Genomic DNA, 16,063 nt, shown 5'->3' with positions numbered 1-16,063 from the left:
GAGCTCGGGGGAGTGCCGGGCGGAAGTCCTCGTACTGGACGTACTGGGGCTTTCGCCCGGTGCGGCGAGAGGGCGTGCCAGGCGTCGCGAGGCAGGCGGGAATTTGACGACAGGCCCTAGCGGCGCGCCGACTCCCCTGTGCCCGAGACCTGGGCCGGCGGCTCCTTCAGATCTTCAGGCGTCCGGCGTTCCCATCCTTCGCGAGCCTTTCGGCCTCTGGCCTTCGGACTTCAAGCCCTTCGGCCCTCAAGCCCTTCGGCCCTCAAGCCTTTCGGCCGTTCCTCGCTTTCGGATTCTCAGTGCTTGAAGACGTCCTTCGTCTTCTCCTTGGCCTGCCGTGCGTCGCCCTTGGCCTGGTCGGCCCGGCCCTCGGCGGTCATCCGCTCGTTGCCCACGGCGCGCCCGGTCGCTTCCTTGGCCTTGCCCTTGGCCTGTTCCATCTTGGCCTTGGCCTTCTGCTCGCCACTCACGATGTCTCACTCCCCATCACGATCGGCTTCGAGTGTCGTGGCATCGGGTGACCCGTCCCGCGGACGCCAAACGTGGAGATCGAGAATCGTCGTCCGCCCGTTCGGTGACCCTGTGTGATCGCGTGCGGTTCCGGCATGCCGGAACCGGTGGGCTGGGCGAGCCTGGAGACATGGGCCGACGACGATCGGATCCGTCCGGAGGGTCGCGCCCGTTTCGGGCAGCCAGAGCGAGGACGACGCCATGGGTGATGAGGTCTACCAGCCGGGAGGTACCGACATCCGCGAGGACGAAGGCATCCTCGACCCCGAGGACACCCTTGAGTACCGGGGTTCGGACCCCTTCGACGACGGGTGGTCACCGCCCGAGCGTCCGCTCGCGGTCGACCACCTGGGCACCACGGCGCGTGAACAGCGCGAGGGGGAGACCCTGGACGAGAAACTGGCCGAGGAGCGGACGGATCCGGCCCTGGAGGACCTCGACGAGGACGACGACGTGGACGAACTCGCCGGCGAGGAAGGCGAGTTCCTGAACGACGAGATGGGACCGGATCCCGCCGAGAGGATCCTGGCCCTCGACGTGGGCGCCCACGAGGACGCCGAGCACGACATGATCGCCGAGGACGCCGGTGCCGAAGACGTCGGTGCCGAAGACGGCCAGGACCCCGCCGAGGAGGCGACCGCCCCTCCCGTCCCGGACGACGACATGCCCGAACGCCTGCTGGACGAGGGCCTGCGCCGTCCCCCGGAGGAGGAGGTCCGCCGACTGCGCTCCAAGACGGACTCCACTTCCTGAGACCCGCCAGTGACGGCTTTCCGGGCCCACCCGTGACGGCGTGGCCCCGGCGCGTCACGAGGCGGCCGTGCCGGACAGGCCGGTTTGCGGTGCCGCCCGCGAGGTCACACGGTGAGGAACAGGACATGACCGCAGCGTCGCGGCACGGCGCGCATCTTGAGGACGGCGACGACGATGTTCCAGGGCAACGCGAAGGCCAGGCAGATCAAGGGGAAGGTCAAGGAGTCCGTCGGAAGGGCGCTGGGCGACAAGTCCGTCCAGAGGGCGGGCCGCCGCGAGCAACTGCGCGGCAAGGCGCAGGAGATGACGGAGAAGGCCTCGGCCCGGGCGCGCCGGTGGACGAAGCACTGACGATGGCCTTTCAGCATCCCGCCGACCGAGGGGGCGAGGAACGGGGCGGGTTCGAGCAACTCGCCGAGTCCGGGTCGAGGTTCACCAGCTCGCCCCTCTTCTTCGCGTTCTGCGTCGTCCTGGTCTCGCTGACGATCGCCGTCCACTTCTCCGGCCTCGCCGCGAAGTGGATCCTCCTCGCGGGCGACGCGATGACCGCGGTGACGCTGCTGCTCCTGGCGCTGCTGAAGAACGCCGAGCTACGGTCCGAGCGGGCGATCCAGCGCAAGCTGGACGCCATCGCCGCGGCGCTGCTGGAGGCCCAGGAAGGCTCCCCCGGCAAGGCGCACGAGGATCTCAGGAGGGTGATCCGCATGGAGGACGAGACCTGACGCCCGGCCCCGGCCGGGCCGCCGGGGCCGGTGTCCCGCCGGCCCACCGCCGCGGTCTGCTCGTGCGCGCGTCCCTCATTCCTCCTCGTCCTCGTCCTCGTCCTCCCCGTCCTCCTCGTCGTACTCGTCCTCCGCTCCGTCGTCCTCCTCGTCGTACTCGTCCTCCGCTCCGTCGTCCTCCTGCGGGACTTCTTCTTCGTCCTCCTCCGGGGCCTCCTCTTCCTCCTCTTCCTCCTCCGGGACCTCCTCTTCCTCCTCGTCCTCGGGGTTCTCCTCGTCCTCGCCCTCTTCCTCGGGGTTCTCCTCGTACTCCTCCGCGCCTTCCTCGTCCTCGTCGCCGGACGCCGCTTCCTCCTCTTCCAGCGCCTCGTCGTGCGTGCGGACCACGTCGCCGCCGCGGATCTCGCCGCGCCAGCCCTCGGCCTCCTCGTCGGTGAGCGTGACGTAACGCTGGAAGTTCTTGAAGTCCAGCCGCAGACGGCGGCCTTGGGCGCGCCAGAGGTTGCCGGTCTTCTCGAAGAAACCGGACGGGTAGTACTCGACGACGAGCACGATGCGGGTCAGGGTCGGTGTGAGCTCGTGGAAGCTGACGCAGCCGCGCGTGCTGCCCTTGGCTCCTTCCGAGCTCCACTCGATCCGCTCGTCCGGGATCTGTTCCCGGACGGTCGCCTTCCAGCCCCGAGTGGACGGGCCGACCTTCACCTTCCAGTCGCTGCCGCCCTTGCCGTCCTGGGAGGCGCTGCGCACCCCCTTGGTGAAACTGCTGAACTTCTCGTACTGGCACCAGTGGTCGTAGGCTTTCCGGATCGGCACGCCGACATCCAGCACCTCGATCATGTTCATGGTCTTGGTGCTGCCGGACTTGCCCTTGCCCCGGCCCCCTTTCCTGCCGCCGAAGGCTCCCTTGACCTTGTCCACGACGCTGTCCTTGGCGCTCCTGGCCTTCTCCCCCACGATCGCCTTCAGCGGGGAGTCCCCCTGCAGGATGCGGGAACCGGCCTTCAGGAGGGGGCCGCCGTTGTCGGCGACGTCGAAGAGGTGGTCGGTCGCTTCCGCGACCTTGTCCCCGGCCTTGTCCACCAGGTGTTCCAACTGGGCGCCGAGGTAGTCGGTGGCCTCTTCGCGCAGCGCGTCCAGGCCCGAGAGTTCCGTGTCGTCCTTGTCCCGTGTCTTGGTCGCCATGGCCCTACCTCCGGCGTCCGGAAGAACTCTTGGCGGTCCTGGACGAAGATCTCTTCGCGGCGGCCTTCTTCGCGGGGGCCTTCTTCGCCGCCGTCTTCCTGGCCGGAGCGGTCTTCTTCGCGGCGGCCTTCTTCGCGGGCGCCTTCTTCGCGGGCGCCTTCTTCGCCGCCGTCTTCCTGGCCGGAGCGGTCTTCTTCGCCGCCGCCTTCTTCACGGTCCTCTTGGCCGTCCCCTTGCGGGAAGCGGATCCGGAGCCACGCCCGCCCGCCGTGCTTCCGGCGTCACGGCGCTGCCTCCGCGGTCGCTCCTGCCGCTCCTCTTCCTCCTCTTCCTCCGGCTCCTCCTCTTCGGCTTCGTCCTCCGGCTCCTCGTCCTCCTCGTTCTCGCCCTCCTCGTCGTACTCGTCCCGGTCGGCCTCCTGCTCCGGCTCCTCGTCGTACTCGTCCTCCTCCGAGTCGCCCTCGTCCTTCGCGCCGATGCGCAGCCTCCGTTCGTGGAGGGTGTCGGCCAGGTCGCCGAGACGGCGGTCGGCCGCGGCCTTGAGGGCGTGGCGGCCCGCGTCCATCAGTTCGCCCCGCACCTGCTCCTGGAGGTCCGAGACACCCGGAACGTCCGAAAGCCGCTTCAGCCCTTCCGTGGCCAACTGCTTCGGGTCGAGCCCGACTCGGCGACCGGCGATATAGGTGGCCACGGCGAACGCGAGGCGGCCCTTCTTCGTACGTCCGAGCACATAACCCCCGGCCACAGCCGCGGCCAGCGCGAGCTTGGTCGTGTCGTTCATGAACCTCTTCCCTTCGGACCACGCAGCACTTACCTCCTCCGGGACCGCACACCCGACGGGCGGCCCGGGAGAAGCCGTCCATATCTGACGCCCCAAGTACCCCTATATGATGAGATTGCACGCTTATGTCAGAGTGTGGCGTCCGTTCCGACGACCGGAGACACCATGGCCGCAGCAGAGCCCGCCAAACGGCGACCGAGCGCCGGCCGCGGCACGGCACGGCGGTCCGCCGGTGACAGCGCGTCCCCGTCCCGCCCCAAAGGCCCCGCCCGGGCCATCCACTCGGCGGTGGAACAACTCGGCCTGCTGCTCGGCCGGGCCCCCGAGGCCGTTTCCGCGATCAGACCCAAGGACGACGGTTGGGAGGCGGATGTGGAGGTACTCGAGTTGGAACGCATCCCCGAGACCACCAGTGTGATGGCCACGTACCGGGTGACCTTGGACGGGGAGGGCGACCTGATGGCCTACGAACGGAAGCGGCGCTACACGCGCGGACAGATCGACCGGCGCTGAGACATCACAGCCGGTGAAGGGAGGCACCATGACTATGGTGCCGCAGAGTGGTGGCGGTGTCGCCCAGGGTGGCGGATCCGGCAACCTCTACGACGTTCTGGAACTCATCCTCGACCGCGGGCTCGTGATCGACGTCTTCGTCCGCGTGTCCCTCGTGGGCATCGAGATCCTGAAGATCGACGCACGCATCGTCGTGGCCAGTGTCGACACCTATTTGCGCTTCGCCGAAGCGTGCAACCGTCTCGACCTGGAATCCGGCAGGAAGGCGCCCTCCAAGCTGACCGACCTCGTGGGCGACACCCTGGAATCAGGCGCGCGGGGCAAGTCCAAGGGGGCCCTGGGCGGCGCCACCGAGGCGATCACCGACACGATCCGGGCGGTGACGGGCAAGGATGACGAGCCGGAGGAGGAAAAGGAGACGACCGAGCGGCGGCGGCCGGCCCGGCGCTCCTCCAAGCGGGAGAGAAGCGCGTCTCGCGCGGAGGAGTGAGCCATGGCCGTGTACATCTACTCGATCACGTCCAAGGACCACCCGCTGCGCCTCGACGGTCTCGAAGGGGTCGGCGCCTCGGCCTCCCCGGTGCGCACGGTGACCTCGGGACCGCTCTGCGCGGTCGTGAGCGACGCGCCGGAGGAACTGCGCCCCAAACGCAGGGACATCGGCCGGCACCAGGAGGTCCAGCAGCGCCTGATGGCGGACGGAACCGTACTGCCGCTCAGGTTCGGCTACACGGCCCCGGACGAGAACGCGGTCAAGCAGGCGCTGGAGGAACGCGGCGACGAATACGCCGACCGGCTGCGCCGGGTGGAGAACTGCGTCGAGTACAACCTGAAGGCCTCGCAGGACGAGGAGGCCATGCTGCGGGAAATCCTGACGCAGTCGGAGACCGCCCGGCAGCTCAACGACGACATCCGCAGCGGCACGGCGCCTCCCGACGCGGCCGTGCGGCTCGGCGAGATGGTCGCGGGCGAGGTGCGGGCCCGCCAGGAGGCACTGGCCTCGGGGGTGATCGAGGCGCTCCGCCCGTTCGCCCGGGAGATCGACTCCTCCCCGCCCTCCGGAGAGGACTTCCTCAACGTCTCGTTCCTGGTGGACGGCGAGCAGGACGAGCTGTTCCTCGCCACGGAGTTGAGTCTCGCGCACCAGATGGGCGAGACGTTCGATTTCCGGCTCAACGGTCCGCTCCCCCCGTACAGCTTCAGCTGACGGAGACATCAGAGACGTCAGGAGACGTCATGGGACTGTTCACTCAAATCGTCACGCTTCCCCTGGCACCCGTGCGCGGGGTCGTCTGGACGATGGAGCGGGTCCTGGAGGCCGCGGAGAACGAGTACTACGACCCGGCGCCGATACTCCGTCAACTCGCCGAGCTGGAAAAGCAGTTGAACGCCGGGGAGATCGACGAGGAGACGTTCGACCGGATCGAGGACGAACTGCTCGACCGGCTGGAGGAGATCAAGGTCCACGAACAGGGCGGACCGTCGTGAGCGAACCCCTCTCCAACCGGCTGGGAAACTATCCGTCCCGGGCAGCGCCGTCGTACGCGCAGGGCTCGTCCGCCAACCTCGCCGACATCCTGGAACGCGTCCTCGACAAGGGCATCGTCATCGCGGGCGACATCCGGATCGACCTCCTCGACATCGAACTGCTCACGATCAAGATCCGGTTGCTCGTCGCCTCGGTCGACAAGGCCAGGGAGATGGGCATCGACTGGTGGGAACACGACCCCTCGCTGTCGTCACGGGCCCGGGACGACCGGTCGCTGGCCGAGCAGAACCGCCGGCTGCGCGCCGAGTTGAACGCCCTGCGCCGGGACAGGGGCGTCCCCGAGGTGGAGGCGGAACCGGAACCGCGCGGCACCACCCGCCAAAGGGCTGAACGCGATGACGACGAGCACGAGTGAACAGGTCACCTACGCGTACGCCGTGGCACGCGCGCACCCTGACCTGGCACGGTCCCTGACCGGACTCACGGGAGTGGCCGGCGCCCCCGTCCATCTGATCGCCGAGGGAGGGAAGGAGGACGACGGCACGGACGTCGTCCTCGTGGTGAGCCCGGTGCCGGCGGCGGACTTCCGTGAGGAGGGACTCGGCCGGCACCTGGAGGACCTGGGCTGGCTGGAGGCGGTCGCGCGGGCGCACCACGCGGTCGTCGAGGAGGTCACGGACCGCACCCCCGCGCTGCCGCTGCGGCTGGCGACCGTCTACCTCGACGACGGCAGCGCACGCGACATGCTGCGCTCCGCGGTACGGCTGTTCGCCGAACGTCTGGACCGCCTGGCCGGCCAGACCGAATGGGGAGTGAAGATCTACGTCGAGCCGGCCGCCCGGGACGCCCCCTCCGCACCGGAGTCCGTCCCGTCGGCGGACGTCACACCGGGACGTGCCTACCTCAGCTCCCGAAGACGGCAGCGCGACGACCGGGAGGCCGTCTACCGGGCGGCCCAGGAGGCGGCCGGGCGCGTGGCCGAGGTGGCGCGGGCGTACGCGACCGACCGGGCGGCGCACCGGCCCCAGCAGGGCGTCCTGGCCGGCGGCACGGGCGAGAACGTGTTCAACGAAGCCTTTCTGGTGCCCCGGGGCCGGAGCGATGCCTTCCGCGCCGAGGCCGCCGAGGCGGGCCGGGGGCTGCCGGGGGTCCGTGTGGAGGTCACGGGCCCGTGGGCGCCGTACTCCTTCGCGATGCCCCAGGACGACGCGGACGGCACGGAGGGCGCGTACGACACGGGCGGTACGGACGACGCGGACGGGCCGGGCGGCACGGGCGGCGCGGGTGATCCGGGCGGCACGGGCGGCACAGGTGCCCCGGGTGATCCGGGCGGCACGGGCGGCACAGGTGCCCCGGGTGATCCGGGCGGCACGGTACGAGGTGTCACGCCGTGACCGGGCCGGGACGGTCGGCCGCCGTGGAACCGCTGCCGGACCGTCAGGTCGCGCTCATCGACCTGCTGGACCGGCTTCTCGCCGGGGGCGTGGTGCTGACCGGTGACGTGGTGCTGTCCATCGCCGACATCGACCTCGTACGGATCTCGCTGCGCGCGCTGATCGTGTCGATCAGCGCGGAGAACCCCTCGCCCTGGGACCGGGCCGGTCCCCCGGGAGGCGGCCATGGCGGCTGAGGACGACGGCACCCGGGGCGCCGCGGATCCCCTGGAAGAGGCGGCGGAGGCCGCGGCGCGGGTTTTCCGGCTGGCTCCGGCCGAGCCTACGGACCGGCCCCGGCCGGGTGCGCGGGGCCGTGCCGCGGCCGGGCGGATCAACACCGACCCCGACACGGTCGAGCGCGATCTCATGCGCCTCGTCCTGACGCTGGTCGAACTGCTGCGTCAGCTCATGGAACGGCAGGCGCTGCGCCGGGTCGACCAGGGCGATCTCAGCGAGGAGGACGAGGAGCGGCTGGGCACGACCCTCATGGTCCTGCACAACCGAATGGCGGACCTGTGCGCGAGCCACGGGCTCAGCATGGAAGACCTCAACATCGACCTCGGCCCGCTGGGCCCGCTGCTGCCGCCGCCCGGCTGACCGGGGGCGCGCCGCCTACTCCGCCCCGTTCCCGTCGTCCCCGTCCGCGTCCGCGTCCATGTCCGCGTCCTCGTACTCGATCCCGTCGAGGTCCGCGTCGATCGCCTCCGTCCCGTCCTCCGTCAGTTCCCTGCGCTTCGGGACGGCCGTGACCTCCTGGCCCGTGCGCAGTTCGCGCAGCCGGGCGAGCAGGTCCTGCGCGGTGCTCATCGGCAGGGCCTGCGCGAGGGCCGAGATGTCGCCGCCGCCGATGTACTCCGGGACGTCGAACTTGGCGAACTCCCTCACGATGCGGATCATCGACACGTTGTCGGGGCCCAGCAGGGCCACCTCCGCCTTGAGTTCGAGGGCGACCCGCCTGGACTCCTGACGGGCCCGGTACTTGTCGATCAGGTCCTCCAGCTTGGCGTTCTGCAGGCTCACGCCGAGGTTCTCACCGCGCATCTCCTCGTAGAACTTCTCCTTGAGGCGTTCCAGGAGAACGGGGTCCGTGGGGGTGAAGCTGCCGAGAGTGGTGCCCAGCGTGCCCAGTTCCCACTTCTCCAGCGCGTGCATGACCCGGTCGGTGAGTTCCTTGCGGACATCGTGGTAACTGGCGAGGAAGTCGAGCACCGAACTGGTGGTCGCGATCTCGGCGAAGTACCCGGCGACCGCGAGGCCGAGGACGTCGCGGACGAAACGCTTCATGGGAGCGCGGTCGTCGACGAGCCCGCCGAGGTCGGAGTCGCGGTCGTTGCCGAACTGGCTGACCAGTTTGGGTGCCACGCGCGGCGGGATCTGGAGGTTCTGCGAGAGCGTCACCGCCAGGTCGAACCCCTGGACGTTGACGACGATCTGTCCGAGGTCCGCGTCGTAGTTGTCGGCCTGGGCGTCCTCCTTGTTGTGCCAGGTGAGGATGAGCACCCGGGTCGGGATCGGCATCACGCGGACGAACCAGGGGTTGAGGGCGTACGTGGTGCCCTGGCCCAGCGTCTCCGCCTGGATGCCCCGCTGGCCTTTGTTCGCGAGGAAGTCCCAGGGCCTGCGGAAGCTGCTGTGGCCCGGCACCCGGGGGGCCACGGTCCCCGGCTCGTCGTCCTCCCGGGGTTCGGTCCCGTCCAGGGCGACGACCACGCCGGTGTGGCCCTCCTTGATGGCGATCTCGCGGAGGTGGGCCTCGGTCAGTCCCTCGGTGGACTCGGCCACGTTGCCGACCGTGATGACGTCGAACAGCGCCGGGTTGATGGCGTACGAGTTCCCGCCGCCCAGGATGGCCAGCTGTTTGCCCTGTTCCCCGCCTCCGGAGAGGAACGCCTGACCGTCCTGGAAGCTCTCGCACTCGACATGGCGTCCGAACCGCTGGTCCGGGGGACGCACCGCCCCCGCCTTGGCCTGCACCAGGCCGACGGTGCCCGCCGGCACATGGACGCGCTGCTTCATCTCGACCTTGAAGAGCCGGGTGTTGAGGTAGTACGACTGACCGCCGGCCAGCATCGTCACCTGGACGCCCTGTTCACCGCCGCCGCGGAGGAACGCCTGGCCGTCGCGGAAGCTGTTGCACTCGACGTGGCGTCCCAGCGTGCGTCCGTCGGTACGGTCCCGCCCCTCCGTGGCCGTGACCAGGCCGACCATCCCCGCCGGCACGTGGACGCGGGGGACGTACGTCACGGTGTGGAGCACCGGGGCGCGCCAGTGGAAGCCGCCCGGGAGCAGGGTGCGCGCGTGCACGCCCTTGGCGCTGTCGGGGTTGATCTCGTTGAACGCGGGATCCGCGTGAGAGCGGCCGAACTTCCGCTCGACGATGCCGACGTGGTCGGCGGGAACCATGACGCGCCCCGCCCAGGTCGCCCACGCGGCGGCTCCCAGCAGGAGTAAGAACACCAGCAGGATCATCGTGCAGCCTTTCCTTCGCGCAGCCGTGCGTGCACAGCCAGCACGGTCGAGCTCCAACGGTCGTACCAATCGGGGTCGTTCTCGTGTCCGGGATCCCGGAGCGTCGGGAAGAAGCCGGGGCGCCGCGGCGGGCCCGGCTCCCGGCCGGCCGGGTGTCCGGCCGCCTCGCCGCCGGGCACGGACCGCCGTACGAAGTCGCGGTAGTGCCGGGGCACGGGGGCCTCGGGCGTGTCGCGCCAGCCCACGGCCGTGCCCAACTCGGTGAAGCGCGGGGCGCGTCGGCCCCGGACGGGGGTCTGCGCGAGCTGCCTGCCGAATCCCTGGCGGCCGCCCGAGCGTGCGCTCCACAGGGCGTCGACGCCCGCCAGCAGTGCCGACGGGATGCCGGTGGCGTGCCGTTCACGCAGCCAGCCCTCCGTGAGCCGGCCCGCCGCTTCCAGGACGAGCCGCGTGGTGAGCAGATCGGCGTGCTCGAACTCGTCCTCGGCGAGGTGGGCCCGCACCAGTTCGAGTCCGGCGGAGCCGGTCACGGCCGCCGCCGGGCGCCGTGGGCCGCCGGGTGTGCGGCACGTGGCCTCCGGGAGCCGCACGGGACGGTCGTGCCGGACGTCCTCGTGCAGTCGGCGCAGCAGGTCGAGCCGGGCCTCGTCGAGCAGGGACCCGTCGCGGACGTCCACGTGCCAGGTGGCGGCCAGATGGTAGTTGACGTCGCCGTCCAGCAGGACGGGCACGAAGGGCCGTCCGTGCACCTGGCCCTCCAGGATCATGCGGGTGACGTCGTCCGAGTCCTGCGACCTCGGTGTCATCACCACCACGACCGCGACGGCGTGCCGCAGTTGCCGCCTGATCGTCCAGAAGTGGCCGTCCCCGGGCCGGAGATCGTCCGTCGACCACACGGGGAGCCCGGCCGCACGCAGCTGCCGGGCCAGCCGGGCGCCGTACGCGGCGTCGTCCGGGGCGTAGCAGACGACGAAGGCGGGGCGGGCCGGTGGTGTGACGGGCCGGGGCGGCGCGGGATGTGCGGCGTGGAGGGTCTCCGGGGAGGGGGGTGCGTCCGGCGGGGCGGGGCGGCCGGCGACGACGGCGGAGAGTTCGGCGGCCTTCAGCGCGAACTCCGGGCCGGTCACGTCGCTGAAGTCGCGCCAGACGCGGTGGGCGGCGAACGGGGGTGCGGGCACCCGGCCGAGGAGCACGGGAATGAAGCGCAGGCCGCGCGAGGCCGCTTCGGTGGCCAGTACGGCGTACTCGTCCATGGCACGCGCGTCGCGCAGGGACGCCGGGCTGATCACGGCGATCCCGTGAGCGGTGCTCCGCAGGGCGGCTTCCATGCGGTGGACGACGACGTCGCCCGGCTCGATGCTCCACTGGTCGAGGAACGGCCTCAGCCCGTGCCCGGTGAGTTCTCCGGCCAGCGTCGCGGCCCAGGCGGCGTCGGCGGCGGCGTAGGACAGGAACACGTCGTAGGGCGGGGGTGGTTCGTCGGGGAGGGACACCTGGTTCAACCGCGCTGACCTCCTCGACCGGCCGCTCGACTCCCGGCTGCGCGGCGGACCCGGATCGTCCACCGCGGGCGACCAAAGTACGGACGGGACAGGACGCTCCGGCCCGCCTTCGGGCAACTCACCCCTGAAACACGGTCGTTGGAGTAAAAGGGGGGCGCGCCCAAAATCGCCGTGCGCGCTCTCCCCTGCCGCCCTTCGAACTCCCCCACCGGGAAAGGCCGACACCGGCCGCGAGACGTGAACCGCCGGCCGTCCGACGCCCGGCACTCAGCACCTGACGTCAGGCATCGGGTGTCAGACGTCGGGGCGAGTCGTCACTCGCCCTGAACGGGGCGCCGCCCGCGCACGATCCGCACCAGTCGGCCGACCTCGGCCTCGTACCGGGCGGAGCCCGGCGTACGCAGGTCCACCGGCCGGCGTACGTCCGCGAAGGCGGGGAGGGTCACGTCGTCGACGGGGGCCGGGACGAAGCGGAGACCGCCCTTGTGGGAGTGCCGGAGGAGCACGGCGTACTCCTCGACGATCCGGGTGTCGTCCATCGTGGTGCGCCCGAAGAGCAGCACGCCCAACGCCGCTTCTCCCAGGGCCTTCTCGGTCTCCACGAGCTCGACCAGGCCGGGTTCGACCCAGTGCGCCAGGAAGACCGACGCGTCCGCGTCCCGCAGACACCCCGCCAGCCGTTCCGCCGCACCGCGCTCGGCGTCCGCGTACGAGACGACGACGTCGTACGCGCCCTGCCCGCCGGGCCTGCCGTCCCCGGGAGTTCCCGGCGCTCCGCCGGCCGGTTCCGCCGACGGTTCCGCCACCGGTTCCCCGTCGGGGCGTCCGGCGTGACGACGGCGGACGAGGTGCCGCACACCGAGGTAGCCGAAGTACGTGGAAGCCAGCGTGGCGACCAGACCGACGGCCGTGACCACGTCCCCGACGATCCCGTCCATGGGCGGGATTCTAGGGCGACATGCCCACGGATGGAGCGAACCCGTCCGATCGCCCCCGAACCGCCCGCACGCGCATCCGTCCCCTCTCCGGCCGCGGCCCGTCCCACGACCGGGGACCCGCTCGAAATTCCCCGCGACAGCCCGGGCACATTCTTCGCAATGACCCCACTACGACTGATCGTCAACGAAACGCCCATAGTCACCCGATGGCGGAGGTCCGTGATCCAGAGGGGCCTCGCCTCCCGGCTCCCGGCCAAAGGCGACCATACTGGGAGGGCACACAGCACCCCACCAGCGAAGTGACTCATGCCGAAGTCCTCCACAGAGCGTCTCACCGCCCCGGAAACGGTCTGGCTCGCCGCCGGACGCCACACGGGCCCCGCCCCGCAGACCGCCGTCCGGGAGCACCTGCGGGAACTGAAGAACAGCGAAAGGATCCAGGACTTCCTGGAGAAGGAGAACGCCACGGCGCCGGACGGGCACGTCTTCGAGGCGCGCTGGTTCGTCGACGGCGACGTGACCGTGCGGGCGCGGCTCACCACCGACGGACGCGCGCACGTGGACGGCGAGCGGCGCTGGACGCTGGCCGCCGAGGCCGAGCGGCCCTGGGATCCCGGGTGGGCCTCCCCCGCCGCGCTGCTCTGGCCCGAGCGGAGCGACCTCTCCTGGGAGCGTGACGCCGCGGCCGGGCTGCTGCTCCAGGACATCAACCCGCTGCCCAAGGACGACGCGGTGCTGCGCCGCCTGCTCAAGGACATCGCCCGGCACAGCTGGAGCATCAACGTCGTCGTGCACGAGGCCATGACCCCCGACGCCGAGGGCCGCCTGCCGCTCGTCCGGCTGCTGCCGCCCGCGCTGCGGCACCGCGTGGTGGAACACCGGGCCACGCCCGAGCAGTTCCACGCCGTCAACTGGGCGCTCGGCGACCTGGGTACGTCCGTACCGCGCGGCGGGGCCGTCATCCTGTCCGGCACACCCGCCCGGACCGGATTCGACGAACAGGCGTTCCGGGTGCGCAGCGTCTTCCTCGACGGCTCCGAACCGAAGGAACTCCTCGACAAGATCGTGCAGTTCGCGGCGCTTCCCTGGCCGCTCCCGGACGAGGCGGCGGCGGCCGTCACGGCGCTGCGCGAGGAGTGGACCCTGCTGACCCTGGAAGAGGAACTCGTCCGCGCACGCACCTTGTTGGCCTCGTACTCCGAGGCTCTCGAGGCGATGACGAAGTCCCGCGACCTGTACCGCGAGGCGACCGAGCTCGCGCACAAGGCGCTCGCCGAGATGGCCGAGTACCGCGACGCCGCGTCCGCCGCACGGAGTTCCGCGCAGGGGCAGGACAAGAACCCGCTGGCGAAGACGCTCCAGCGCGTCACGGACTCGCTGCTGCCCCGACGTGCGCAACGCCTCGAGACCCACCTCCAGGAGGCGCGGGAGAGCGAGGAGCGGGCCCGCGAGGCTTCCGGGTGACCCGGGGCGCGGGGGAACGGCTCGCCCGCCGCTCCCCCGCGCCCGTCACCACTGACGTCCGGCCCGCGCGGCGCCGGCCCCGTCCCGTACGGACTGCCCCAGCACCGGCCCCCACCTCGTACGGACCGCCCCGGCGCGGGTTCCGTCAGGCGCCGCGCCAGATGTTGGCGAACGCCGAGTTCTCGATGGCCCGGCGCTGGCGGACGGCCTCCAGTTCCATCACCGCGTCGTGCACGGCGACCAGGACGGTGGTCACCGCCTCGTCCTCGACCGACGAGGTGTCGTCGCTCTCCTCGGGGGTGATCCCGACGGCCTCGGCGAGCGCGGCGAGGACGGGCTCGTCCGCCGCCCAGCGGTGCATCGCGCGGCTGCGGGCCGGCGAGTCCACCAGTTCCATCCGCTCGCCGCCGAACGGCAGCCGGCTCCGCCGCTGCCGGGTGAGCTGGCCCGCCTGTTCGAGGTCGGTCTGGTAGGCCTTGGCCAGATCGCGGCCCCTGCGCCAGAGCCAGTCCTCGACCCGCTCGTACGGGACCTGCCGCACGAGCGAGGACGCCGCCTCGCCCAGGAGCCGGTCGTCCGTCGCGGGCGGCCGCGCCGGCGTCATCCGGTCGCCGTCCAGCATGACGACCTCACCGGCGAGAAGATCGATCACCTCGGCTCCGGCGAGGGCGAGCGACAGGTCGCCCTGCCCCACTGAACGTTCCGGCTCCTTGTCCATCGTGATGATGAACAGGTCCCTGGCCGTGGTCACGAACGGCTCCCCTCGGAGTACTTCGCCCGGCGCGACCCTCACGCATCGGATCCAGCGCGTCCACCGCGCCGTCCCCCGCGGGCGATCCGTCGTCCACGGAGGAAGGGCACGTCACGATCGTGATCGTAACTCCCGGCGGACCGCCGCGTCAGCGAGCCGCGACTCCGCCGGGAGGCCGGGGACGCGGCGCGACCGGACGCACACGTCCGGTCCGGCCGACACGCGGTGTGACGACCGGACCGGACACTTCGACTGACGCTCCGTCAGCCCTGGCGGTCAGCGCCGGTTCGGTGCCGTGCGGCCGTAGCGGCGCTCGAAGCGCTCCACCCGGCCCGCGGTGTCCAGGACCCGCGAGGTCCCGGTGTGGAACGGGTGGCTCGCGGAGGAGATCTCCACGTCGACGAGCGGATGAACGGCGCCGTCCTCCCACTCGATCGTCCTGGTGGAGTGCGCGGTGGATCGCGTCAGGAACGCGACACCGGCGGCGCGGTCCCGGAAGACGACCGGACGGGACACGGGGTGGATGTCTGGCTTCATGCGGTTCCCTCCTCGGTCACTGCTGACTCGTCCGCGGATACGGCGGACACAGCAGGTACGGCGGACACAGCGGGTACGGCGGGCGTGTCCGCCGTGTGCGGCCGGCGTGCGGTCAGCGCTCCTCCCGGAACGTGACGTGCCGGCCCGCCGACGGGTCGTACTTGCGCAGGACGAGCCGGTCGGGGTCGTTCGCGCGGTTCTTGCGCGTCACGTAGGTGGTGCCGGTCCCGGCCGTCGACCTCAGCGTGACGACGGGGCGCGCGGTGCTGCGTGCCATGGGCCCTCCTTCGTCCGTCATGCGCAAGCCTTGACTCGCGCATGCCAATCAGTTACGTGAGCTGTAACGGGACACCGGGCGCGGACATTCCCGGATTCCGGACGTGGCGTGCGACACGCGTCCGACACGCTCACGCCTCGCGCACGACCCCCGCGACCACGGAACCCACCATCCGCCGGACGTCTCCGGGACCGGGCTCGGCGGCCTCCCGGTCCATGAACAGCAGGTGTCCGGCCCCGATCAGCGTGAGCGCCAGCGTGTCCACGTCCGCGTCCTCCGCGATGCGGCCCGCCTCCCGTTCCCGGCGGAGGTAGGAACCGATCATGCGCCCCGCCTCGGTCAGCAGCGGCAGGCCGGCCGGGGTGGTGGCCCGCAGCCGGGCGCGCAGCGCGTCCCTGGCGACGACGAGGCCGAGGACGCGGAGAGCGAGGGGACCGAACACCTCGTCCAGCGCGGCCGCGAGGTTGCCGACGACGGTGCCGGTACCGGCGGACTCGCGCAGGGCGGCGGCCTGGACGTCGAGCCGGGCGATCCGGTCCCGTACGAGCTCGGCGAGGAAGGCGTCGAAGTCGGCGAAGTGCCGGTGCAGGACGCCCTTGGCGCAGCCCGCCTCCGTCGTGACCGCCCGGCTGGTCAGCGCGTTCGGCCCGTCCCGCAGCAGGATCCGCTCGGCGGCGGCGAAGAGCCGCTCGCGCGCGTCGCGCAGGGCCACCCCGGTCGGCATGGGTCCGTCCACCTC

The 16,063-nt window shown here is 71.3% G+C and carries 22 protein-coding genes; 12 read left to right on the top strand and 10 right to left on the bottom strand.

From position 1 onward, the window contains the following. Positions 1–296 precede the first annotated feature (296 nt). The gene (locus tag ACFW6B_RS31135) at positions 297–470 is read right to left on the bottom strand and encodes a CsbD family protein (protein ID WP_386601217.1); all 174 of its coding nucleotides are present in this window, start codon (positions 468–470) and stop codon (positions 297–299) included. A gap of 241 nt (positions 471–711) precedes the next feature. Here ACFW6B_RS31135 and ACFW6B_RS31130 point away from each other — a divergent pair, with 241 nt between their 5' ends. The 3 genes from ACFW6B_RS31130 to ACFW6B_RS31120 all read left to right on the top strand — a co-directional run bounded on the left by ACFW6B_RS31130 (position 712) and on the right by ACFW6B_RS31120 (position 1,985). Then, complete coding sequence (locus ACFW6B_RS31130; RefSeq protein ID WP_386601215.1) at positions 712–1,263, top strand: hypothetical protein; 552 nt, start codon at positions 712–714, stop codon at positions 1,261–1,263. A gap of 174 nt (positions 1,264–1,437) precedes the next feature. After that, the gene (locus ACFW6B_RS31125; RefSeq protein ID WP_386601213.1) at positions 1,438–1,614 is read left to right on the top strand and encodes a CsbD family protein; all 177 of its coding nucleotides are present in this window, start codon (positions 1,438–1,440) and stop codon (positions 1,612–1,614) included. Between the two features lie 2 nt (positions 1,615–1,616). Next, positions 1,617–1,985: a low affinity iron permease family protein gene (locus tag ACFW6B_RS31120; RefSeq protein ID WP_386601211.1), complete on the top strand. Its 369-nt coding sequence runs from the start codon at positions 1,617–1,619 to the stop codon at positions 1,983–1,985. Positions 1,986–2,060: 75 nt separating this feature from the next. On the opposite strand, the gene ACFW6B_RS31115 is transcribed toward ACFW6B_RS31120, so the two are convergent. Beyond that, positions 2,061–3,167, bottom strand: a complete 1,107-nt coding sequence (locus tag ACFW6B_RS31115) for an SRPBCC family protein (protein ID WP_386601209.1) — start codon at positions 3,165–3,167, stop codon at positions 2,061–2,063. A gap of 4 nt (positions 3,168–3,171) precedes the next feature. Beyond that, on the bottom strand, positions 3,172–3,948 hold the full coding sequence (locus ACFW6B_RS31110) for a histone protein (RefSeq protein ID WP_386601207.1): 777 nt from the start codon (positions 3,946–3,948) through the stop codon (positions 3,172–3,174). Positions 3,949–4,113: 165 nt separating this feature from the next. Here ACFW6B_RS31110 and ACFW6B_RS31105 point away from each other — a divergent pair, with 165 nt between their 5' ends. From ACFW6B_RS31105 to ACFW6B_RS31070, 8 genes are read left to right on the top strand one after another with little or no spacing between them, the layout of a single operon-like run. Then, positions 4,114–4,461, top strand: coding sequence for a gas vesicle protein (locus ACFW6B_RS31105; protein ID WP_386601205.1), 348 nt, complete (start codon positions 4,114–4,116; stop codon positions 4,459–4,461). Between the two features lie 34 nt (positions 4,462–4,495). Continuing rightward, the gene (gene gvpJ / locus ACFW6B_RS31100; RefSeq protein ID WP_386601227.1) at positions 4,496–4,951 is read left to right on the top strand and encodes a gas vesicle protein GvpJ; all 456 of its coding nucleotides are present in this window, start codon (positions 4,496–4,498) and stop codon (positions 4,949–4,951) included. A gap of 3 nt (positions 4,952–4,954) precedes the next feature. After that, positions 4,955–5,668, top strand: coding sequence for a GvpL/GvpF family gas vesicle protein (locus tag ACFW6B_RS31095; protein ID WP_386601204.1), 714 nt, complete (start codon positions 4,955–4,957; stop codon positions 5,666–5,668). Positions 5,669–5,697: 29 nt separating this feature from the next. After that, positions 5,698–5,949: a gas vesicle protein GvpG gene (locus tag ACFW6B_RS31090; protein WP_386601202.1), complete on the top strand. Its 252-nt coding sequence runs from the start codon at positions 5,698–5,700 to the stop codon at positions 5,947–5,949. After that, the gene (locus tag ACFW6B_RS31085; RefSeq protein ID WP_386601200.1) at positions 5,946–6,365 is read left to right on the top strand and encodes a gas vesicle protein; all 420 of its coding nucleotides are present in this window, start codon (positions 5,946–5,948) and stop codon (positions 6,363–6,365) included. The genes ACFW6B_RS31090 and ACFW6B_RS31085 overlap by 4 nt, the downstream gene beginning before the upstream one ends. Further along, entirely contained in the window at positions 6,346–7,344 is a 999-nt protein-coding gene (locus tag ACFW6B_RS31080; RefSeq protein WP_386601198.1) for a GvpL/GvpF family gas vesicle protein, read from the top strand. Before ACFW6B_RS31085 ends, ACFW6B_RS31080 begins: the two co-directional genes overlap by 20 nt. Further along, positions 7,341–7,580 (top strand): gas vesicle protein, encoded by a 240-nt coding sequence (locus ACFW6B_RS31075; RefSeq protein ID WP_386601196.1) that lies wholly within the window; start codon positions 7,341–7,343, stop codon positions 7,578–7,580. The genes ACFW6B_RS31080 and ACFW6B_RS31075 overlap by 4 nt, the downstream gene beginning before the upstream one ends. Next, a complete protein-coding gene (locus ACFW6B_RS31070; protein WP_386601194.1) occupies positions 7,570–7,983 on the top strand; it encodes a gas vesicle protein K in 414 nt (137 codons plus the stop codon). Before ACFW6B_RS31075 ends, ACFW6B_RS31070 begins: the two co-directional genes overlap by 11 nt. Before the next feature lie 15 nt (positions 7,984–7,998). Here the strand turns inward: ACFW6B_RS31070 and ACFW6B_RS31065 are convergent, their stop codons facing one another. From ACFW6B_RS31065 to ACFW6B_RS31055, 3 genes are all read right to left on the bottom strand, one after another. After that, positions 7,999–9,855, bottom strand: a complete 1,857-nt coding sequence (locus ACFW6B_RS31065) for a hypothetical protein (RefSeq protein ID WP_386601192.1) — start codon at positions 9,853–9,855, stop codon at positions 7,999–8,001. After that, entirely contained in the window at positions 9,852–11,348 is a 1,497-nt protein-coding gene (locus ACFW6B_RS31060) for a TIR domain-containing protein (protein ID WP_386601225.1), read from the bottom strand. Before ACFW6B_RS31060 ends, ACFW6B_RS31065 begins: the two co-directional genes overlap by 4 nt. A gap of 323 nt (positions 11,349–11,671) precedes the next feature. Beyond that, a complete protein-coding gene (locus ACFW6B_RS31055; RefSeq protein WP_386601189.1) occupies positions 11,672–12,295 on the bottom strand; it encodes a toll/interleukin-1 receptor domain-containing protein in 624 nt (207 codons plus the stop codon). A gap of 306 nt (positions 12,296–12,601) precedes the next feature. Between ACFW6B_RS31055 and ACFW6B_RS31050 the strand changes: the two genes are divergently transcribed. Next, positions 12,602–13,759, top strand: coding sequence for a hypothetical protein (locus ACFW6B_RS31050; RefSeq protein ID WP_386601187.1), 1,158 nt, complete (start codon positions 12,602–12,604; stop codon positions 13,757–13,759). A gap of 145 nt (positions 13,760–13,904) precedes the next feature. On the opposite strand, the gene ACFW6B_RS31045 is transcribed toward ACFW6B_RS31050, so the two are convergent. From ACFW6B_RS31045 to ACFW6B_RS31030, 4 genes are all read right to left on the bottom strand, one after another. Further along, entirely contained in the window at positions 13,905–14,510 is a 606-nt protein-coding gene (locus tag ACFW6B_RS31045) for a GPP34 family phosphoprotein (RefSeq protein WP_386601185.1), read from the bottom strand. A gap of 276 nt (positions 14,511–14,786) precedes the next feature. Next, on the bottom strand, positions 14,787–15,047 hold the full coding sequence (locus tag ACFW6B_RS31040) for a type B 50S ribosomal protein L31 (protein ID WP_386601183.1): 261 nt from the start codon (positions 15,045–15,047) through the stop codon (positions 14,787–14,789). A gap of 112 nt (positions 15,048–15,159) precedes the next feature. Further along, positions 15,160–15,324: a 50S ribosomal protein L33 gene (rpmG, locus tag ACFW6B_RS31035; protein WP_386601181.1), complete on the bottom strand. Its 165-nt coding sequence runs from the start codon at positions 15,322–15,324 to the stop codon at positions 15,160–15,162. A 130-nt stretch (positions 15,325–15,454) separates the two neighbouring features. Next, a complete protein-coding gene (locus tag ACFW6B_RS31030; RefSeq protein ID WP_386601179.1) occupies positions 15,455–16,048 on the bottom strand; it encodes a TetR/AcrR family transcriptional regulator in 594 nt (197 codons plus the stop codon). Between the last annotated feature and the right edge of the window lie 15 nt (positions 16,049–16,063).

The sequence above is a fragment of the Streptomyces sp. NPDC058751 genome (genome assembly GCF_042746485.1).
Lineage (GTDB): Bacteria > Actinomycetota > Actinomycetes > Streptomycetales > Streptomycetaceae > Streptomyces.
Note: the sequence above shows the minus strand (reverse complement) of the source record. Positions and strands in the feature narration are given on the sequence as shown.

What these genes read in the sequence shown, in the direction of transcription:
- ACFW6B_RS31080 (WP_386601198.1), top strand. Translation starts at nt 6,346, where the DNA reads ATGACGACGAGCACGAGTGAACAGGTCACCTACGCGTACGCCGTGGCA.
- ACFW6B_RS31070 (WP_386601194.1), top strand. Translation starts at nt 7,570, where the DNA reads ATGGCGGCTGAGGACGACGGCACCCGGGGCGCCGCGGATCCCCTGGAA.
- ACFW6B_RS31090 (WP_386601202.1), top strand. Translation starts at nt 5,698, where the DNA reads ATGGGACTGTTCACTCAAATCGTCACGCTTCCCCTGGCACCCGTGCGC.
- ACFW6B_RS31130 (WP_386601215.1), top strand. Translation starts at nt 712, where the DNA reads ATGGGTGATGAGGTCTACCAGCCGGGAGGTACCGACATCCGCGAGGAC.
- ACFW6B_RS31095 (WP_386601204.1), top strand. Translation starts at nt 4,955, where the DNA reads ATGGCCGTGTACATCTACTCGATCACGTCCAAGGACCACCCGCTGCGC.
- ACFW6B_RS31030 (WP_386601179.1), bottom strand. Translation starts at nt 16,048, where the DNA reads ATGCCGACCGGGGTGGCCCTGCGCGACGCGCGCGAGCGGCTCTTCGCC.
- ACFW6B_RS31120 (WP_386601211.1), top strand. Translation starts at nt 1,617, where the DNA reads ATGGCCTTTCAGCATCCCGCCGACCGAGGGGGCGAGGAACGGGGCGGG.
- ACFW6B_RS31040 (WP_386601183.1), bottom strand. Translation starts at nt 15,047, where the DNA reads ATGAAGCCAGACATCCACCCCGTGTCCCGTCCGGTCGTCTTCCGGGAC.
- ACFW6B_RS31105 (WP_386601205.1), top strand. Translation starts at nt 4,114, where the DNA reads ATGGCCGCAGCAGAGCCCGCCAAACGGCGACCGAGCGCCGGCCGCGGC.
- ACFW6B_RS31065 (WP_386601192.1), bottom strand. Translation starts at nt 9,855, where the DNA reads ATGATCCTGCTGGTGTTCTTACTCCTGCTGGGAGCCGCCGCGTGGGCG.
- ACFW6B_RS31115 (WP_386601209.1), bottom strand. Translation starts at nt 3,167, where the DNA reads ATGGCGACCAAGACACGGGACAAGGACGACACGGAACTCTCGGGCCTG.
- ACFW6B_RS31050 (WP_386601187.1), top strand. Translation starts at nt 12,602, where the DNA reads ATGCCGAAGTCCTCCACAGAGCGTCTCACCGCCCCGGAAACGGTCTGG.
- ACFW6B_RS31055 (WP_386601189.1), bottom strand. Translation starts at nt 12,295, where the DNA reads ATGGACGGGATCGTCGGGGACGTGGTCACGGCCGTCGGTCTGGTCGCC.
- ACFW6B_RS31110 (WP_386601207.1), bottom strand. Translation starts at nt 3,948, where the DNA reads ATGAACGACACGACCAAGCTCGCGCTGGCCGCGGCTGTGGCCGGGGGT.
- gvpJ (WP_386601227.1), top strand. Translation starts at nt 4,496, where the DNA reads ATGGTGCCGCAGAGTGGTGGCGGTGTCGCCCAGGGTGGCGGATCCGGC.
- rpmG (WP_386601181.1), bottom strand. Translation starts at nt 15,324, where the DNA reads ATGGCACGCAGCACCGCGCGCCCCGTCGTCACGCTGAGGTCGACGGCC.
- ACFW6B_RS31125 (WP_386601213.1), top strand. Translation starts at nt 1,438, where the DNA reads ATGTTCCAGGGCAACGCGAAGGCCAGGCAGATCAAGGGGAAGGTCAAG.